Origin of the sequence: Methylocystis sp. MJC1, assembly GCF_026427715.1 — a bacterium.
GTDB lineage: Bacteria > Pseudomonadota > Alphaproteobacteria > Rhizobiales > Beijerinckiaceae > Methylocystis.
Genome location: NZ_CP107558.1, coordinates 3,666,450 through 3,684,172 on the forward strand (window position 1 = coordinate 3,666,450; position 17,723 = coordinate 3,684,172).

The following is a 17,723-nucleotide window of genomic DNA, read 5'->3' on the forward strand; positions in this document are numbered from 1 at the left end:
GATAAATGCGGCTAATCTTTTGGCGTAACGTTGGCGGGCGGCGCAAAATCCAAAATTCCGCTCGTGTAGGTTTCGTGGACCTCGGAGAAGGGCTTCTGATCCTGCCCGTATAGGATCGCTGTGTGCTCGAAAATATCGTGAGGCAGCGGCAGTGCGCCCTCCCCTGATGGGGCGCTCTGCGGCGTCAATTCCCAGCCATCGGGCAAAGGCGACCAGCGCATTTTCATGTCGATCGTGCGGCGGAAAGGTTGCAATGGCGCCACGGCCTTCCCGAAGGGCGTCTGCGTCGTCTCGAGCGTTTTGTTCATGTCCTCGGACAGCCGGCCGGGAACATACCAATTGTCCGCCTCCGACAACACATGGGAGCCGCAGCTCAGTTGGACGCGTCGGTATTTGATCGGCTCCGATGCTTCAGCGCTGAGACGGCGCCGCGTATCTTCGCTCGGCGGCTTATCCGCGCCGGAGACCCGCTTTGCGATGATTTTGGACTCAGCCGCCATTTTGTGATCCGCGCACCATTTCTCCAATGTCGTCGTGGCGCTGCGGCTCGCGAGCAAAGAGGCGTTCAGCGTTTGAATGAGGGCGAGAATCTCGACCCGCGACAGAAATCCTTCCGGCCAAGGCTGCTGAGCCAGCGCGCCAGGAACAACGAGGAGCGTCGCCGCCGCCATCGCACTCACTCTTGGAAAAATGCCCGCTGCCATCCGTCCCCCCTCCGCGCCTGTCGTCGGCCCGGATTTTAAACGGATTTGGTAAAAGCGGTCCTGTTTCTGCGACGAAGCGCGCGTCTTTCTACAGGGTCATCCAAGAATGATAGGAGGCGACATGCTGCATGGCGCCTAGCGTCACGGCCACAGTCATGACCTCCACTAGCAAAGCAATTGCAACCGCGCTGAAAACGGTGGTTGCAATGATTGCTCGCATGTCCCGTCTCCTTCCCCTGGCGAAATGTGAGGAGAATGCCCGGCACAAGATGACTCTGCAAAAATTACATACGCCACAAAGGTCGGCAAGCGCCCAGGAGCAGAAATAGCCTGCGGGCGCTCATGCCGCGCCATGCGAGGCGGCGTCCACCCCCAGCAAGGAGGAAATTTCCGCCAGAGTGGATTTCTCCTTTTCGCTCATCCTGATGCCCCCGAAGCCAAGGAAAGTGTCTTCGAGACCCGCTTCCGCCACCAGGCGCGCGATTTTGACCAGCCATTCCTTGAAGGGCTTTGCGTGCTCGCCGGCCTTTGCGTCGAGTATCGCCCCCGTCTCTTTCAAGGAGTCGAGCGCGCGATGCTTTATCTCATCGAGAGCTGCGCCCTGCGCAACCGTACGCACCCCTTCGCGCGCGTCGGCGCGGCCGGTCGGGGTCAGAAGCTCATCCGCAACCGCCTTTATCAGCTCGTCGCCCGGCTGCTCTCTCGCCTGGGCAAGAGAGCGCGCAGCGGCGAAGGCCTCCTGAAGCAAACCGACAAAGCCGCTGGGGTCCGCCGCGCTGACTGCGTAGCCCGCGAGCAAGGGCGCCTGGACCAGCTTTTTCCATTCGACAGGCGCGAAATCCGATTTGCTGGTCATGGCCTTGCTCCGCTGTTCGCTTCTCCCAGATAGAACGCCCGCTTCGTGCGGCAATCGCGCCTTTCTAAGTGAAAGGGCCGGCGGGTGAGCGGCAGGCTGCTATGGGCCCGCCACGGTCAAGCTGGCGCTACGCGGGGGCAGTATCGTCCCATGCGGCTTGGGCTTCTCTGAATAGGCCCGACGCATTACCGGAACTTCCATGAGCATCAGCGTCGCTCCGGCCGCAAGCGACGCGAAGAGTATCGACAGGATGATGGCGTTGGAAATTTGAGGGCGGATCATTCTTTACGTTTGAGCGATGGGCGCTCGACTTGCAATCCACCACTTTGACGCACCCTTTGAGAAGGCGTCGCCCATGCTCTCACATCGCGCTGCTGGTTGTTTTGCTGATGCTTTATAGCGCTCTGGACCCGTCGATTGCATCCATGAGTAGAATCGGAATGCGCAAGCTTCATAAGGGTGGCGCCATCAAATGCGTCGTCGAGTGGTTCTTTTCCTTCGTCGGCTTTACCCAGAAAATGCCTCAACCTTCTGGCACAAAATAAGCACGCAATGACAAAGCGTCGCGAAGCGACGCAAGGGAGAATGCCCATGGTCCGCAAGGTTGGGGCCGACGACCCCGTCATGGTCGTCTCTGGAAACGCGCGCGCCCGCAAGGCCGCGCCGCTGCTACGAAGCTCGCAAACTGTTGCGGTCTCTGCATTTGCATCGGACAGACGCGCTAGCTGGAGCAACCCGAGCCGCTCCAATCGTCTGATCGATCTCGAGCGACGCGCGCGATTTGCACGCATTGAAAGCGCATAAGACGCGCATGCCGGCGCCGAAAAACGAAGCAAGCTGCGTCTGAATGCGTCAGAGAGATAACGAAGCGATCACCGAGAACAGGTCACACATCGAGATCGCGATAGACCGCGATCTCACGCTCGCGCGCGATGCGCGCGTCTTCCCCGGCGCGCACGCCCCGCCAAACGTCGAACATCATGACGAGGGTCGTGAAGAGCCCGGTCGTCTTGCCGAGAATGAAGCCGAACGGGAAGATGACACGCTCCGGAGCCAGGATGAATTGCGCGCCGAGAAAGATCGACGCGGCGTCCAGGAAATAGGCCGGCCGGTAGAGCGATTTCTCTTTCCAGGCGCTGCGCGCGTAATGGCGCGAATGCTTCTTCACTGCCCTGTTATATTCCGGATTTGAAAACAGACCCCAGAAACGCCGCTTAGGCGGCAGCGCATTCGGCCCGGCGATGAGCGCTTTCAGAAGCGCCTTGATCTCAAAATGCGCAACAGCCACAAGCAGGACATTTGCCACGACGAGCACGAGCTTGAGCTGCGGAGCAGAAATATAGAGCTGCGCCCCGATGTCGACGAAGAAGAGCTGCGTCGCCGCGTTCAGCACAAAGGCGGAGCGATGGAAAGCCGCGCGGTTGATGCTCTGGATCTTCTCGTCGAAGAAGGCGAGGCCCGGCTTGCTCCTGACAAGAATGTGGAGGGTCAGCCGCTCTTCCTCGTCGAGCGCCCAGCGCTTACCGAGCTCATCGATCGTCTCCCCCGGCGAGCCGCCCTTGGGGATCTTGAAGGTGACCTTCGCGACAAAGGCCGACAGGCGGGACAGAAAGCCCCGCGCCGCCGCGTAATGCGACGTCACCGCACCAAGAAGCTTTTCCGGTTCGGACGCCATCTTGCCCTTTCCAGCGCCGCCACAGCGCAGCCGGGACCGGATGCGCAAATCGCCGGAAACTTATGCGGCTTCGCAGGGCTTCCGCAAGAGAGGATCGCCCGGGCTCAGTGCCCGCCCGAGTCGGCCGCCCGCGCCGCCTCGAAAAGGAACCAGGTCCGCTTTTCCGTCTCGTCGAGATATTGCTCGATCAGGCTCGCTGTGGCGACGTCGTCCCAGTCGTCGCAGACGCCATGCGCTTCGCGCATAGATTTTGCGATGGAGATGTTATCGTTCATGAGCTCGACCAGCATCTCGTAGGGAGAGACGAAATCCTTCTGATTCTCGCGCAAGGACGCAAGCTGGAGAATCTGCGTGAGGGATTTTAACGTCGGCTGGCCAAGCTTGCGCACGCGCTCCGCCAAAGGATCGATCGACTCCAATATCTGTTCGCTCTGCTCATCCAGCATTTCGTGGAAATCGCGAAAGTTGGGCCCACTGACATGCCAGTGGAAGTTCTTGGTCTTCACGTAAAGCACATAGGCGTCGGCCACGAGCCGGTTGATGCTGTCCGCGAGCGTGGCCGTCGCCTCCGGCGAAAGGTCGCTCGGCGTATTGAGAGCCGCACGCTCCGTATCCCGGCTCTCGGCAATATTCATGGTCATTGCGGTCTCCTTCGAGCGCCTCCAGCGTCACGCGACGAACGCGCGCTCGGCCTTCATTGTTCCGGCAGTCGAAACGTTCTGCGGTCGTCAGGCGACGCGGGACGCCTTGCGCTCGAAGAACAGCGCCTGGCTGATCGTCGCCTTCACCGTATCAACCTTGTAAGGCTTGCTGATCAGGAAAGCCGGCTCAGGCCGCTCGCCCGTCAATAATCGCTCGGGGAAGGCAGTGATGAAAATCACCGGGCAGTCGAAGTTCTGCAGCAATTCATTCACCGCATTCAGCCCGGAACTGCCGTCGGCCAATTGAATATCCGCCAGGATCAGGCCGGGGCGGTGACCCTTCGCGAGTTCGAGCGCTTCCTTATGGGTGCGCGCGATGCCGATGACTTGATGTCCCAGATCGCGGGCGATGAATTCGATGTCCTGCGCGATGAGCGCCTCATCCTCTATGATGAGCACGTCGGTGGCGACGCGCTCGGCAATTTCGCGCCCGGCCTGCGCAATTAGCGCTTCGACTTCTTCTGGCGTGACCGACAGGATGTCGGCGACGTCCTCGGTGGAGAATCCCTCGACAGTCTTGAGCAGAAAGGCCTGGCGCGAGCGAGGCGTCAAAAGGCTGACATTGCGCTGTGCAGCGGAAATCTCGTCGTCTGGACGGTCCTCGACATTCAGAGCGATCGACGACCAGCTCCTCATGAAGAGATGATAAAGCCCGACCTTGGCCGACATCTTGGAAGGGAAAGCGTCGATATCCGCGACGAGCGCTTCCAACGTCGCAACAACATAAGCGTCGCCGCTTTTTTGCGACCCGCACAACGCGCGAGCGAAGCGACGCAGATAGGGAAGATGCGGAGCAATCTCGCGGGAGATGTTCATGACGACACCTTGCGGTCTTGTGAGAGGCTGTCAGTTGAGCATTATGTCGCGTCGAATTAGAAATCCACAACTTCCATCCGGAACGAATGCGCCGTCCCGGGGTTGGCTAACTAGGCGCCTGGAGCGAGGGCGCTCTGTCGAGGCTCCCTCCGATTGAACCAGCGCTTTCGGGACTATAGATGACGCAGGGCAACGAAAAAGAGGAGAGAAAGACCTTGGCGCCACGCGATACCGGGGACCTGGGCATGGACGCAGACCAGGTCGACGGCGTGGAAACGGCCTTTCTTGAGCCACATATCCAGGAGCAATTGGGGCGTGTGCTGCGCTCATTCTGCGACGACCTGATCCACCAGCCGATCCCAGACAAGTTTGTCGTGCTGCTCGCCCAGCTCGAAGCCAAACAGCGCGAGAAGAAATGACCGACGCGACCTTTGGAGAGCAGATGGTGGCGCAGATCCCATATTTACGGGCCTTCGCCATCTCGCTCTCGGGCTCATATAGCGTTGCGGACGACCTCGTCCAGGATACGCTTGTGAAAGCCTGGTCGCACGCCGACAGTTTCGAGCCGGGCACGAATTTCCGGGCATGGCTCGTAACGATTTTGCGCAACACCTATTTCTCGCAATACCGCAAGCGCTCGCGCGAGGTGCAGGACAGCGACAATGTTTTGGCGGAGCAGATTCCCGTCAAAGGGGGCCAGGAGTCCAACGTCACGATGCAGGATGTGCAGAAGGCGCTGGACAAGCTTGCGCCGGAGCATCGCGAAATCCTGCTCATGATCGGAATAACCGAATTATCTTACGAAGAAGCCGCCCAGGTCTGCAACATCGCCGTCGGAACAGTGAAGAGCAGGCTCAATCGCGCCCGCGCCAAGCTCGCGGAACATCTCGGGCTCAACGGCGCCCATGAGATCGATTGCGATCCGATGATAACGGGGATCGCCGCCCGAAAGAATACGAAGGCGATCTGAAACGGGTTCAGAAAATTCGCGCGCAGAAGCGGAACGAGGGAACTCGGCGAAGACCTCGCCAGTTTCAGCATCGTCCCGGCAACGTTCGTGCAGCCTTCAGGCGGCGTCGGCGCAAACGCCCGTGGCCCAATGCAGTTGGCGCGGAGTGATTGGTGGTCGAAAAAGACCTCGTGCGAATCCTGGGATTCGCCCTTCCAAGCAATATTTCCCTTGTCACGAAAAGCCATAACACGCTGGCGGCTGAGTCCCGCCCGCTTGCGCAAGCGGAGCTTTCCTCAACGTTGGGGCAAGCCGCCATCGTTACGCTGGTGATCGCTTTCGTCGCCGCGCTCGTCATGCTTTATCGTCTCGACTCGGCCCGGAGGCGGAATACTGCGGCGACGCACCGGCTTGCGGAATTGGCGCATCGCTTGAAGGCGGGCGAGGCGCCGGCCTGGACCGCAACTGGGGTTACCGACATCGACGATATCGCGCGCGCGCTCGACGAATTCGAACAGAGACTTCGTCGCAAACGCGCGCTGCTCACCCGGCTCAATGAAGAGCTGATCAGAGGTTACGACGCGGCCAACGAGCCGAGCGGCTTCAACAACAGGCTTCGAGCCATAATCGACGCGCTTCCGGTTGGCGTTCTGATCGCGGAAGCACCGAGCGGCCGCATCCTCGAAGGCAATTCGGCGCTCGAAGCAATCCGGCGGGGGCCCGTGATCTATTCCGAAGGAGTGGATAAATATCATCACTGGGCTGCGGTGCACGAGAGCGGCGAGCCCGTGCAGGAGATGGAATATCCCCTCGCCCGCGCCCTTGCCGGGGAAGACCGGCCGACGCTCGAATGCCGGCATCAGCGCGCGGACGGCACATGGGGATGGATCAACATCGTTGGCGCGCCGATCCGCGACGCCCATGGCAAAATTCTAGCGGCCATCGTCGCGATCACCGACATCGACGAGATCAAAAACGCCGAGGAGCATCGGCGCATTATGAACCTCGAGCTGCACCATCGGGTGAACAACTCTTTGGCGATGATCCAGGGCGTGGCCAATATCACCGCGCGCACAGCGACCGACTTTGCCAGCTTTCGCAACAGCTTTTCTGACCGCATTCAATGTCTCAGCCGTCTGTCGACCCTGCTGGTGAAGAAATCCTGGGCGGAAACGCCGATGAAGGAGCTGGCGACGACAGCGCTCGCCTATGACTCGCTCGCCACGCGCGATCGGATATCCATGTCAGGGGAAGAGGTCGAACTGCGCTCGGAAGTCGCCCTGGCCCTGGGCATGGCTCTGCACGAGCTTCTCTCCAATGCCGAGCAGCACGGCGCTCTGTCGACCGAAGAAGGGTGCGTAATGATCGACTGGCGGATCGGCGATGACGAAGGCCGATGGCTGCGGGTCAATTGGAAGGAGCGCGGCGGGCCGCAGGTTGCAGACCCGCAACATTCAGGCGTCGGTCTCTATCTGATGAAGACCGTCCTTACGAGACAGTTCGGCGGCGACATCAACATTGCCTTCGAGCCCGATGGGTTGCGCGCAACCATCACGGCGGAGGTTTAGAGAACGCCCCTCCGCTTTGCTGGATCATTGCAAAGCTGACGCACTCTTTTTTGAGCGCCTCACCACTGGGCGAGACGTTCAAAGCCTCCAATTCCCCGGTTCTGTGAAACGCGCAGGGGAGTTCGAGAATGCCCGGGCCCAAAAGCTGGCGTAACGCGCTATTCGGAATCCTCGTCGTCTGGCTCGCCACCTTCGCGTGGGCCAATCGTTTCGTCCCCACGAGCTCGCCTTATTTTCATAAAAACCGCTATACCGGCGCGCAATGCCACAGAGGCGTCGAGTGCTGGATGCCGCATTCGGCCGGGACCTGGGCGGCGAAAGCCGAATGACGGAGCCTGTTCACTTCGACGGGGCCGCAAATTTGGAGACGAACGCCTCGATGATCGGGCGCTGACCCTTCGTGATTTTCCCCAGCGCTTCCCGAGGCTCGAACCAGCCGGCTCTGTCGATCTCGGGAATGTCGATCATCCGCCCGGATTTCGGCGGCCATTCGATCAGGCATTCATTGCTTTTGACGCGTGAGGGCTCGACGTCGCCCTCGAGCGCGAAGGCGGCCACCTGCTTGCCGCTGGGCTGCTTGAAAACCCCGAGAGGCGTCAGCGCGCCCGTCAGCGCCACGCCCGTTTCTTCTGCGAACTCGCGCCTGGCGGCGCCTTCCAGCTCTTCCCCGTCATCGATCTCTCCTTTCGGGATCGACCAGGCACCGTCGTCCTTTCTGGCCCAAAAAGGCCCGCCGGGGTGGACCAGAAAGACTTCGATCCCATTAGCGATACGCCGGTAAAGGAGTACGCCCGCGCTGCGTTTCGGCATGGCTCGCTCTCCCACACGCCCGATTTTCGGAAATGACGCGTCAGATTTCGGCCGCATTCGTCAACAAACAGTCTCCCCGCCGAGAATGCCAAACGAACGGAGTGACGAAAGCGCCATGAGGAACCGGTTAAGCTTGCCCTTGAAAGCGCTCTTCGCCCTCGCCGTGACGGCGCCTGGGACGGCCCTTGGAAGTCCCTTGGATCGCGGGCCGATCGCAGATTTTTTGACCCTTTTCCGTCAGCAATCGATTCCCAAGCAGGTCGTGCTCTGGCGTCACCCGGAATATAAAGCGGGAACCGTCGTCATCTCGACCACGGAACGGCGTCTTTACTATGTGCTCGGCGGCGGTCAGGCGATCGAATATGGCGTCGGCGTCGGTCGCGAGGGCTTCACCTGGTCGGGCGTGAAGACTGTCTCACGCAAGCGCGAGTGGCCCGACTGGCGCCCGCCCACGCCGATGCTGAAACGCCGGCCTGATTTGCCGCGCTATATGGCGGGCGGCATGGAGAATCCGCTCGGAGCCCGGGCGCTCTATCTCGGCTCCAGCGACTATCGCATCCATGGTTCGAACGAGCCGGATACGATCGGCGCGGCCGTGTCCTCCGGCTGCATCCGCATGACCAACAACGACGTGATCGACCTCTATTCACGCGTGAAGGTCGGCACGAAGGTCGTGGTTCTCCGATAGATCAGCGCGTGGCGGCCTTCTGGCTCGCTTCGACCCTAAGCCGAGCCTGCATCGCCTCGCCCGCGCGATGAAAGCGGACGTCGATCTCGCTTCCGGCCGGGGTCGCGCCGAGGAATGCGCGCAATTGCGCAGGAGCCGCGATCGAGCGCCCATCGACCGCGGTTATAACATCGCCTTTGCGAAGTCCGGCGAGCGCCGCCGAAGAGGCCGGCTCCACCGTGACGATCTCGGCGCCTGCGCCATTCCCCGAAGGCGAACGGATCGAAACCCCGATATGGCCGCGACGCACCTCCCCGCTTTCGACAATCTGCGCCATGATGCGGCGCGCCATGTCGATGGGGATGGCGAAACCGATGCCATGGCTCGCGCCTGATTTGGACAGAATGGCGGTGTTGAGGCCCACGAGGCGGCCATCGAGCGTCACCAGTGCGCCGCCGGAATTGCCCGGATTGATCGAGGCGTCAGTCTGAATGAAATCCTCATAGCCTTCAATTCCGAGCCCCGCGCGGCCGATCGCCGACACGATGCCCGAGGTCACTGTTTGGCCAAGGCCGAATGGGTTGCCGACGGCGAGAACGAAATCGCCGACCTCCAGCGTTCGGCTATCCCCCATCGGAACGGCGGCAATGTTATCCGCCTTGATTTTCAGCACGGCGATATCCGTGGCCTTGTCGCGGCCCACGAGCTGGGCGCGGAAACGGCGGCCGTCCTTGGTCGTGACCTCGATGACCGAGGCGCCGCGGACGACATGCTCATTTGTGAGGATCAGCCCACCCTCGGCGTCGACAATGACGCCCGACCCCGCTGAGGTCGTCTCGCGCTTCAGATGGGTGTTGGGGATCTCGAAGAACTCTTGAAGCACCGGGTCGACGACCGTCGGCACCTCAACCGATTCGATCCGCTTCGTGGCGATGTTGACGACGCCCGGCGTCACCGCGCGAACGACGGAAGCGACGGAAGCCTTTGGCCCCGGGGGCAAAGCGCCGGCGACAAGCGGCGTCGGGCAGGCGAGAAGACACAAGAGAGCGAAACGTCGAATCATGGCGGGTCAAACTCTTGAACGCGCTCGGCAAAAAGATGGCGTGGGCCGGGTAATCGCGGCGGCGCCGTCGCTTATAGTTAATCCTTTGCTCAGCGCCCGATCGGGGACTTAAGAAGCGCCAGCCCCTCCTTCAAGGAGAAAAATCAGCACTCGCGCAGACACGCTGCTAACAAGTTGTTTTTATACATATTTCTGGCTCAATAGTTGCTTCCATTAACGTGTCGCTCCTAGTTTTTTTTGAGCATTCCGAATGGAAAGGAGACCGAGATGGCGTCCAGGGAGTTCCGCTTGCAGATGCAGGGTTACGGTCTGACGACGGCCAATATTTTTTATGGCCTGCCCGACCATCCCAGGATCATCCAAAGCTACATCTGGCAGGAATATGATCTGCACCCGCATTTTCCGGAGCTGAGGAAATTCCTGGATTTTTGGACGAAAAGCCTGGACGGACCGCTCCATGGCGTGACGGTGGCGCATGCGCGACTCATCACGCCGGCTGAGATGCGGCTGGTCAACGGCGAATTTCATGTGCACTGACCTCGCCGCCTCAATCGTCCTTGCCGATGAATTAAGCCTGCCTCTCGCGGCTCTGTCCTGAAACAGGAAAAGGCGGACAGACGAAGGACAAACACAGTCCGAATCGGCGGCGCCCGAAAAGCGCGGCCGATTCGCTAACAACTGGTTTCTCTCGCACGGCTGGCCAAAAATTGGGCTTTGATGCAAGAATGACGGGCCATTCTTGGCGCAGGGAAGAAACGACATGAAAAAGGAAAGCTTCAACGGCGCGACTCTCGCTGTCGCGGCGGTCTCAATCGCGCTCGCGGGCGCCGCGCCGGCCGCGAAGGCCGAGACGACCGCCGCGAGAGTTCATTGCCTCGGCGCCAATAGCTGCAAGGGTAAAAGCGATTGCCATTCGCCCAAAAACGCCTGCAAGGCCATGAACTCCTGCAAGGGCAAAGGCTGGGTCTATATGGAAACGGCTCAGGCCTGCGAAGCGGCCGGCGGCAAGACGCTCGACTGAGTCTCTTCGAGAAGAAGTCGCCGGGGCCGGGCAGAACGCCCGGCCCGGCGCTTGATGCCTTTATGGCGCCGTGAGCCCCTCTCGCCCCGGGACAGACGCCTCGCTGCGCAGCCGGACGAAGGTCTCGATCACGAAATAGAACACCGGCAGGATGAAGAGCGTCAGCAGGGTGGCGACGATCAGGCCGCCCACGATGACGGTCGCTAGACTGCGCTGCACGTCGCTGCCGATGCCCGTCGCCATCGCCGCGGGCAGCATGCCGACCGTCGCGACGGTCGAGGTCATGAGCACGGGCCGGAAGCGCTCGCCCGCGCCCTCCAGCACGCCGGTCCTGATGGCGGCGATGAAGTCGCGTCGCATTGCTTGCGGCTCGACTTCGGTCGCAACCCAACGGGCGCGCGCCGCCGCGATGCGAACCGCCGACGTCCGGTTGAGGTTGGCGACCATGATGATGCCATTCTGCACGGCGACGCCGAACAGCGCCAGAAAGCCGACGCCCGTCGCGACATTCAGGCTGTCGCTTCGGATATGCAGGGACACAAGGCCGCCAAGCGTCGCAAGCGGCACGACGCCGAGAATGAGCAGCGCATGCCGAAACTTCCCGAAGCCGATGAAGAGGAAGAGGAGCATCAGAACCAGCACGGCGCCGACGATGGTCGTCAATCGCTTCTGCGCACGCTGCTGGTTTTCGAATTTGCCGCCCCAAACCACCTTGTACAGCGACTGGTCGTATTTCACATTCTTGGCGATGCGTTCCTGGGCGTCCTCGAGATAGGAGGAAAGATCACGATTCTCGTAGTCGACGCGCACGGTCAAAGAACGCTTCGTCTTGTCGTGCGAAATGGCGCTCTCGCCGTTTTGCAGGCTGATCTTCGAGATCTGCGACAACGCGATCTGCGCGCCCGCTGACGTGTTCACAAGCAGATTGCCGAGCGCCTCGGGGCTGTTGCGCGCCTCCGGCGGAAAGCGAAGCGTGACGTCGTAGCTTCTCTCGTTGACGTAGATTTGCCCGATCGGGCTGCCACCGACGCCGGTCTGAATGAGAGTGGCAACATCGGCGACGTTGATCCCATAACGCGCCGCGAGGCTTCGATCGATATGGAAGGCGATCTGCGGAATCGGCGGCTCCTGCACGATCGACGTCTGCGAGGTGCCGGGCGTGTCTTTCAAAGTGGCGACGATCTCACTCGCGATTCGCCGGCTCTCCTTGAGATCCTGGCCGAACACTTTGACCACCAGCGCGGAGTGCGCGCCGGCGACCAGATCGTTCACATTGTCGATGATCGGCTGGCTGATGCCGACTTCCACTCCCGGCAGCTGCTTCAAGCGCTCCGCGAGGCGACGCACCAAATCAGCCTTGGTTTCGCCGGCCGGCCATTCGTCATAGGGCCTCAATCCGACAGGCGCTTCAATGTGGCTCAACGTCCAGGGATCGGTCCGATCGTCGTTGCGGCCAATCTGGGAGACAACGAAGGATGCTTCGGGGAACTCCATGACGGCGTTGCGAAGGTCGCGGGCCATTTCCTCCGCCTTGCCGATGGAAATGCCGCTCGGCAGCTGCACCTGGAGCCAAAGAGAGCCCTCGTCCAGATTGGGCAGGAACTCGCGGCCGATCGTGGCGCCTGTGACGACGACCCCGAGGAAGGCCGCGGCCGCCGCGCCATAAATGATGCGGGGGCGGTCGACGCATATCGCGAGCAGCTCGCCATATTTGTCCTGCAGCCACTCCAGCGGCACATTGTGGAAAATCTCGGAGGGCTTGTGAAAAGCGATATAGGCGAGCCCCGGCACGAGCAGAAGCGAACAAAGCAAGGCGCCGAAAAGCGCATAGGAAATCGTATAGGCGACCGGCGAGAAGAGCTTGGCTTCGACGCGCTCCAGGCCGAGAAGCGGCAGATAGGCCGTGATGATGATGATCGTCGCGAAGAAAATCGGATTGACGACCTGACGGACGATGAATTGGACGGTATCGGTCTCGAGCGGGCGGGTCGGATTATGCTCGCGCACACGCAATATGGCTTCCGTCACGACGATCGCGCCATCGACGATGACGCCGAAGTCGATGGAGCCGAGCGACAGAAGATTGGCGGGCAGCTTCGTCAGATTCATGAGAATGAAGGTCACGCTGAGCGCGATGGGAATCGTCACGGCGACGACGATCGCGCTTCGTGGGCTGCCCAGGAACAGGATCAGCACGATGAAGACCAGCGCGACGCCCTCGCCGACCGTATGGCCAACCTTGGAGACGGTCGCCTCCACGAGGTCGTTGCGGTCGAGATAAGGCACAATGCGGACGCCCTGCGGCGCCAACTCAGCCTGCAACTGCTCCAGCCGCTCGTGCACGGCCTTCAAGACCTGTCCGGCGTTTTCGCCTTTGAGCATCTGGATCGTGCCCTGAATCGCGTCAGAGTTGTGATCCTTGCCGAGAACGCCTTCGCGTTCCTGGCTGCTCATTTGCGGCGTGCCGAGGTCGCGCGTGAGAATGGGCGTGCCCTTGCTCTGCGTGACGACGATATTGCCGAGATCTTCGAGATTGCGCACCAGACCGATGCTGCGGATGACGTAGGATTGCTCGCCGCGCGTGATGCGGCTACCGCCCGAGCTCGCGCTATTGCTCGAAATCGCGGTCGACACGTCGGAGAGGCCGAGGCCATAGCGCTGTAGCGACAGCGGATCGATCTCGAGCTGGAACTGCCGCGTCAGCCCGCCGAAATTGGCCACGCTCGCAACGCCCGGAACCTGATTGAGCGCGGGCAACACCACCCAGCGTTGAATCTCGGAGAGCTCCGCGAGATTCTTTTCATCCGACTCCAGCGAATAGCGAAGAATTTCGCCGGCCGGCCCGGTCAACGGCCCGAGCGTCGGCTGAATATTCGATGGCAGGGACACCTGGCTGACGCGCTCCAGCACGCGCTGCCTCGCCCAATAATCCTCGACGCCGTCCTTGAAGACCATGGTGATCAGGGACAGGGCGAAGGTGCTGCTCGATCGTATCGTAACGAGGCCTGGCGTGCTCGCGAGCGCGCGTTCGAGCGGCACGGTGATCTGCTGCTCGACCTCTTCGGCTGCGAGGCCTCTCGCCTGGGTGGTGACGATCACCGTCACGTCGCCGACGTCGGGATAGGCTTCGAGCTTGAGTTGGGTCCAGGAATAGAGGCCGTAGAAGAAAATCAGGATCGTCGCCAGAATGACGATCAGCCGCTTCTGGAGGCAGAGTTCGACGGCGCGTTCAATCATTGAGCAGAACTCCGCCGCGCACGACGATCCGCTCGCCGGGCTCCAGCCCGCGCACGATGGTCGCCCCCTCGTAATCGGAGTCGATGACGACCGTTCTTCTTCGGAAGGTCCAGGGCGCCGTTTCGACGAAGACGCTGGTCGTGTCATTCACGATGAACAGCGCCGAGGAAGGGACAAGAATGCTTTGCGTCGCGGGCGCGAAGAAGCGAACCGTCGCGAACATGTTCAGCTTGAAGATGCCATAAGGGTTATCGAAGGAGATGCGCACCTTGTTGCGGCGCGTATCCGCCTCGAGCAATTGGCTGATCACCTGGACGCGGCCCGAGAAGACTTCTCCGGGATAGGCGAGAAGAGAAACCTCCACCCGCTCGTCCTTTTGGACGAAGGAAAGATCCTTCTCCTGTACGCTGGCCGTCACCCAGATCTTTTCGAGATTGGAGATGGTCATCATCGAGTCGGTGGCGCTGTCGATGAAATCGCCCGGCGCAGTGTCGAGCGAGGTGATTGTGCCGTCGATGGGCGTCGTGAGCACAATCTGCCGCTGGCCCGAGACCTTTCCGCTGTCCCCGATGACGTCGAGGCGCGCCTCGGCGCGCTTGAGCTCGGAGATCGCCTGCCCATAATCGTTTTGCGCCTGCTCCAGCTCCTTGAGCGCGAGGCCGCCGGCCTTATTGAGGCTCACGGATCTTTCCATCGCGCTCTTGGTGAGTTTCACCGTCGCGCGCGCTTTCTCGGCGTCGGCCACCGCCTGCGCGAGATCGCCAGAGTCGATCGTCGCGAGGCGTTGCCCTTTCTTGACGGCGTCGCCCAGCGAGATGTTGAGCTCGCCGACGCGGCCCGACACCGGCGCTAGAATTTTGACCGTACGCGTCGGGTCGGCCTCGACGGTTCCGGTCACCAATTTGCTGCGGCTGATGCTTTTCTGCTGAACCGGCGCGACCGCAATGCGTGTGCGATAAGGCGAGCCTTCCGGCACGAAGATCGTTCCCTGGCGCCTGATGAGCTGCGCGGCGTCGCCGCCGCCAATGGCGCCGGTCTCATGACGCTCGTCTTTCCCCGCGCCATGCCCCGACGTGACCGACCATATGACGCTGGCCATGATCACTGCGGCCGCGGCCGCGATCGTCAATCTGGCCCGCGCGGGTAGCTCTTTGAACTTCAGGAGGACGTTCATTTAGGCGTGTTTTCCTGCGGACGGTCTTGCGCGAAGAGAATATGGCGGCTGCCGGCGTTACCTGAGCGGTCTGCAATCAATGCGGAATGCGCGACTTAATTGTGACAGCGGCGGCTCTGTTGTCCGCCCTGTTGCGACACAGGCTCCGCCCTGTCAATCTCGGCGCTTCAATATGATGTATTTAAAGATTTGCTGATCGAAATTCGGCGGGAGCCCGCCTCTGTGCGGGGCAACGGGGCTTGCGCATCGCCCTGCCCGGATCAGCGAGGCGTTCCCGTTCGCGAAATACGAAGTCCAATTAAACGCCCGCAAAAGTGCGATCGGGCGTCCAGAGCAAAACCAGCGCTCTTGTGGTTCGGATTCCGGGTCGGGCATTCAACCCGCCCGGAATGACACGCCCCATGCAAGCTATTGCTTGCCGATCCTGCTCAGCCGGCCTTATCGACCAAGGCGATCAAGCCTTTGAGCAGCGCCACGGGATCCGGCGGACAGCCGCGGATGTGGAGATCGACCGGAATGACCTGCGAGACCGCGCCCACGCAGGCGTAGCTGCCGGCAAAGACGCCGCCGTCGAAAGCGCAATCGCCCACCGCCACGACCCATTTCGGATCGGGCGTCGCGTTGTAGGTGCGCTCCAGCGCCTCTTTCATATTCTTGGTCACAGGGCCCGTGACGAGGAGCACGTCGGCGTGCCGAGGCGAGGCTACGAATCGCAGACCAAAGCGCTCGAGATCATAGAAGGCGTTGCTCAGCGCGTGAATCTCGAGCTCGCAGCCGTTGCAGGAACCCGCGTCGACCTCACGGATTGAGAGACTGCGACCGAGCTTCTCGCGGGCGGTCTTTTCCAGCGCCTGTCCGAGTTCTGCGAGCGCCGCGTCTTCGGGCGGCGGCGGCGGCTCGGTCAGCGCGCCGCGCAAGAGCCCTTGAAAGAGAAATTTCTGCATGATTCCCAGCCGCTTAGAGGTCGTGCCCCGAATAGGAGCAGTTGAAGGATTTGTTGCAGAGCGGGAAATCCGCGACGATGTTCCCCTTGATTGCGGCTTCGAGCAGCGGCCATTGGAACCAGGACGGGTCGCGCAGATGCGCCCGTTCGATCCGGCCGTCGGCCGAAAGGCGCAGCCAAATGAAAATATCGCCGCGGAACCCTTCCACGAGCGCAGCGCCCTCGGTCGCGCCCGGCGCCGCGCCGAGATCGGCGTGGATCGGGCCATGAGGAAGGCGATCCAAAATCTGCTCGATGATCTCGATCGACGCTCTCACCTCGTCGAACCGCACCCAGACGCGCGCATCGACGTCGCCGCCGGTCGATTGGCCGAGCTCGAATGAGAGCGCGTCATAGGGCGCGTAGCCGATGGTCGCGCGGGCGTCGAAGCGACGGCCCGAGGCGCGGCCGATAAAACCCCCGCAGGCATATTGGCTAGCGAGCCCGGCGCTCAGCACGCCGGTCGCAACGGTGCGGTCCTGCAGCGAGGTCGTGTCGCCATAGAGCGCCACGAGACGCGGCACCATGACGGCGATCCAGTCCAGCAGGGAGCGCAACGTCTTTTCACCCTCCTCCGAAAGGTCCGCGGCGACGCCGCCGGGCGTGATGCGGTCCATCATCAGCCGATGGCCGAAACAGGCAGAGGCCGCGCGGAGCAGCCTTTCGCGAACGAGACCGCATTGGGCGAGCATCAGCGCAAAGGCGGCGTCGTTGCAGATGGCGCCGATGTCGCCGAAGTGATTGGCGAGGCGCTCGATTTCCGCCATCAAAGCGCGTAGCCACACAGCCCGCGCAGGCGGCTCGACGCCGTAAGCCGCCTCGACGGCGCGCGCGAAGGCGAAGCTGTAAGCCACGGTGCTGTCGCCGGAGACGCGCGCGGCGAGCTTCGCCGCCTTGTCGAGCGGCGCGCCCGCCATGAGGCTGTCGACGCCCTTGTGCACGAAACCGAGCCGCTCCTCGAGCCGCACGACCACCTCGCCATTGCAGGAGAAGCGGAAATGGCCGGGCTCGATGATGCCCGCATGCACCGGCCCGACGGGAATCTGGTGAAGCGGCGCGCCTTCGGCCGGGCAGAATTCATAACGGTCGCTCGCCGTTTCGATCGGCGCCGCCGCCCCGTCGGGATGACGAAGCCCCCAGCGGCCGTGATCCAGCCAGTGACGCGTATCGGGCGATCCCTCGGGCGTGAGTCCGTAAAGGTCGGCGATGGTGCGTTCCTGCCTCAGCGCCGGCGGATGCCGCACGCCGACCGAGGGAAAGCGGCCCTGCGGGCAGTCGAGCGAGACGAGCCGAACCTTTGGCGTCGCCCGGTTGACGACGGCCATGAACACATGGGCGCCGTCGCTCCAGAGGCTGAGAAGATCGGCCTTGCGGCCGGCGATCTCTTCGATCACCGCGCGCCAGCCCGCGTCATCGACCGTCTCGCGCGCCCAGGGGCGGCAGGATGCGGCCGGCGCAGGAGCCGTGCTGTTCGGGTCCTTTGGGGTGAAGAGCATTTGC

18 protein-coding genes are annotated in these 17,723 nt (G+C 61.8%); 7 read left to right on the forward strand and 11 right to left on the reverse strand.

Features of this window, described 5'->3' with window-relative positions; genetic code table 11:
• Positions 1–11: 11 nt before the first annotated feature.
• The 5 genes from OGR47_RS17595 to OGR47_RS17615 form a co-directional block, all read right to left on the reverse strand.
• Positions 12–671: a hypothetical protein gene (locus OGR47_RS17595; protein ID WP_165054196.1), complete on the reverse strand. Its 660-nt coding sequence runs from the start codon at positions 669–671 to the stop codon at positions 12–14.
• 373 nt (positions 672–1,044) lie between these two features.
• The gene (locus OGR47_RS17600; protein ID WP_165054193.1) at positions 1,045–1,560 is read right to left on the reverse strand and encodes a hypothetical protein; all 516 of its coding nucleotides are present in this window, start codon (positions 1,558–1,560) and stop codon (positions 1,045–1,047) included.
• Between the two features lie 886 nt (positions 1,561–2,446).
• A complete protein-coding gene (locus tag OGR47_RS17605; protein WP_165054190.1) occupies positions 2,447–3,235 on the reverse strand; it encodes a hypothetical protein in 789 nt (262 codons plus the stop codon).
• A 104-nt stretch (positions 3,236–3,339) separates the two neighbouring features.
• Positions 3,340–3,876, reverse strand: a complete 537-nt coding sequence (locus tag OGR47_RS17610; RefSeq protein ID WP_371824434.1) for a Dps family protein — start codon at positions 3,874–3,876, stop codon at positions 3,340–3,342.
• A gap of 87 nt (positions 3,877–3,963) precedes the next feature.
• Positions 3,964–4,752: a response regulator gene (locus tag OGR47_RS17615; RefSeq protein ID WP_165054187.1), complete on the reverse strand. Its 789-nt coding sequence runs from the start codon at positions 4,750–4,752 to the stop codon at positions 3,964–3,966.
• A gap of 179 nt (positions 4,753–4,931) precedes the next feature.
• Between OGR47_RS17615 and OGR47_RS17620 the strand changes: the two genes are divergently transcribed.
• The 4 genes from OGR47_RS17620 (at position 4,932) to OGR47_RS17635 (ending at position 7,598) form a co-directional block, all read left to right on the forward strand.
• The gene (locus tag OGR47_RS17620; protein ID WP_165054184.1) at positions 4,932–5,171 is read left to right on the forward strand and encodes a NepR family anti-sigma factor; all 240 of its coding nucleotides are present in this window, start codon (positions 4,932–4,934) and stop codon (positions 5,169–5,171) included.
• Positions 5,168–5,722, forward strand: coding sequence for a sigma-70 family RNA polymerase sigma factor (locus tag OGR47_RS17625; protein ID WP_165054182.1), 555 nt, complete (start codon positions 5,168–5,170; stop codon positions 5,720–5,722). The genes OGR47_RS17620 and OGR47_RS17625 overlap by 4 nt, the downstream gene beginning before the upstream one ends.
• Before the next feature lie 152 nt (positions 5,723–5,874).
• Entirely contained in the window at positions 5,875–7,269 is a 1,395-nt protein-coding gene (locus OGR47_RS17630) for an HWE histidine kinase domain-containing protein (RefSeq protein WP_246729764.1), read from the forward strand.
• Positions 7,270–7,397: 128 nt separating this feature from the next.
• Positions 7,398–7,598 (forward strand): hypothetical protein, encoded by a 201-nt coding sequence (locus OGR47_RS17635; RefSeq protein WP_165054180.1) that lies wholly within the window; start codon positions 7,398–7,400, stop codon positions 7,596–7,598.
• A gap of 10 nt (positions 7,599–7,608) precedes the next feature.
• Here OGR47_RS17635 and OGR47_RS17640 read toward each other — a convergent pair whose 3' ends face one another.
• Positions 7,609–8,079: an NUDIX domain-containing protein gene (locus tag OGR47_RS17640; protein WP_165054178.1), complete on the reverse strand. Its 471-nt coding sequence runs from the start codon at positions 8,077–8,079 to the stop codon at positions 7,609–7,611.
• A gap of 115 nt (positions 8,080–8,194) precedes the next feature.
• On the opposite strand from OGR47_RS17640, the gene OGR47_RS17645 reads away from it, so the two are divergent.
• Positions 8,195–8,767 (forward strand): L,D-transpeptidase, encoded by a 573-nt coding sequence (locus OGR47_RS17645; protein ID WP_165054177.1) that lies wholly within the window; start codon positions 8,195–8,197, stop codon positions 8,765–8,767.
• Between the two features lies 1 nt (position 8,768).
• Here the strand turns inward: OGR47_RS17645 and OGR47_RS17650 are convergent, their stop codons facing one another.
• Entirely contained in the window at positions 8,769–9,809 is a 1,041-nt protein-coding gene (locus OGR47_RS17650) for a trypsin-like peptidase domain-containing protein (RefSeq protein WP_165054175.1), read from the reverse strand.
• Positions 9,810–10,076: 267 nt separating this feature from the next.
• Between OGR47_RS17650 and OGR47_RS17655 the strand changes: the two genes are divergently transcribed.
• Together OGR47_RS17655 and OGR47_RS17660 are read left to right on the forward strand one after the other, a co-directional pair.
• Positions 10,077–10,346, forward strand: a complete 270-nt coding sequence (locus OGR47_RS17655; RefSeq protein ID WP_165054173.1) for an usg protein — start codon at positions 10,077–10,079, stop codon at positions 10,344–10,346.
• A gap of 223 nt (positions 10,347–10,569) precedes the next feature.
• Positions 10,570–10,830, forward strand: coding sequence for a hypothetical protein (locus OGR47_RS17660; protein ID WP_165054171.1), 261 nt, complete (start codon positions 10,570–10,572; stop codon positions 10,828–10,830).
• A gap of 60 nt (positions 10,831–10,890) precedes the next feature.
• On the opposite strand, the gene OGR47_RS17665 is transcribed toward OGR47_RS17660, so the two are convergent.
• From OGR47_RS17665 to OGR47_RS17680, 4 genes are all read right to left on the reverse strand, one after another.
• Entirely contained in the window at positions 10,891–14,067 is a 3,177-nt protein-coding gene (locus tag OGR47_RS17665) for an efflux RND transporter permease subunit (RefSeq protein ID WP_165054169.1), read from the reverse strand.
• Positions 14,060–15,241 (reverse strand): efflux RND transporter periplasmic adaptor subunit, encoded by a 1,182-nt coding sequence (locus OGR47_RS17670; protein ID WP_165054167.1) that lies wholly within the window; start codon positions 15,239–15,241, stop codon positions 14,060–14,062. The genes OGR47_RS17665 and OGR47_RS17670 overlap by 8 nt, the downstream gene beginning before the upstream one ends.
• A gap of 428 nt (positions 15,242–15,669) precedes the next feature.
• A complete protein-coding gene (locus OGR47_RS17675; RefSeq protein WP_165054165.1) occupies positions 15,670–16,185 on the reverse strand; it encodes an NADH-quinone oxidoreductase subunit B family protein in 516 nt (171 codons plus the stop codon).
• Positions 16,186–16,198: 13 nt separating this feature from the next.
• A complete protein-coding gene (locus OGR47_RS17680) occupies positions 16,199–17,719 on the reverse strand; it encodes an NADH-quinone oxidoreductase subunit C (RefSeq protein WP_246729763.1) in 1,521 nt (506 codons plus the stop codon).
• Positions 17,720–17,723: the final 4 nt, after the last annotated feature.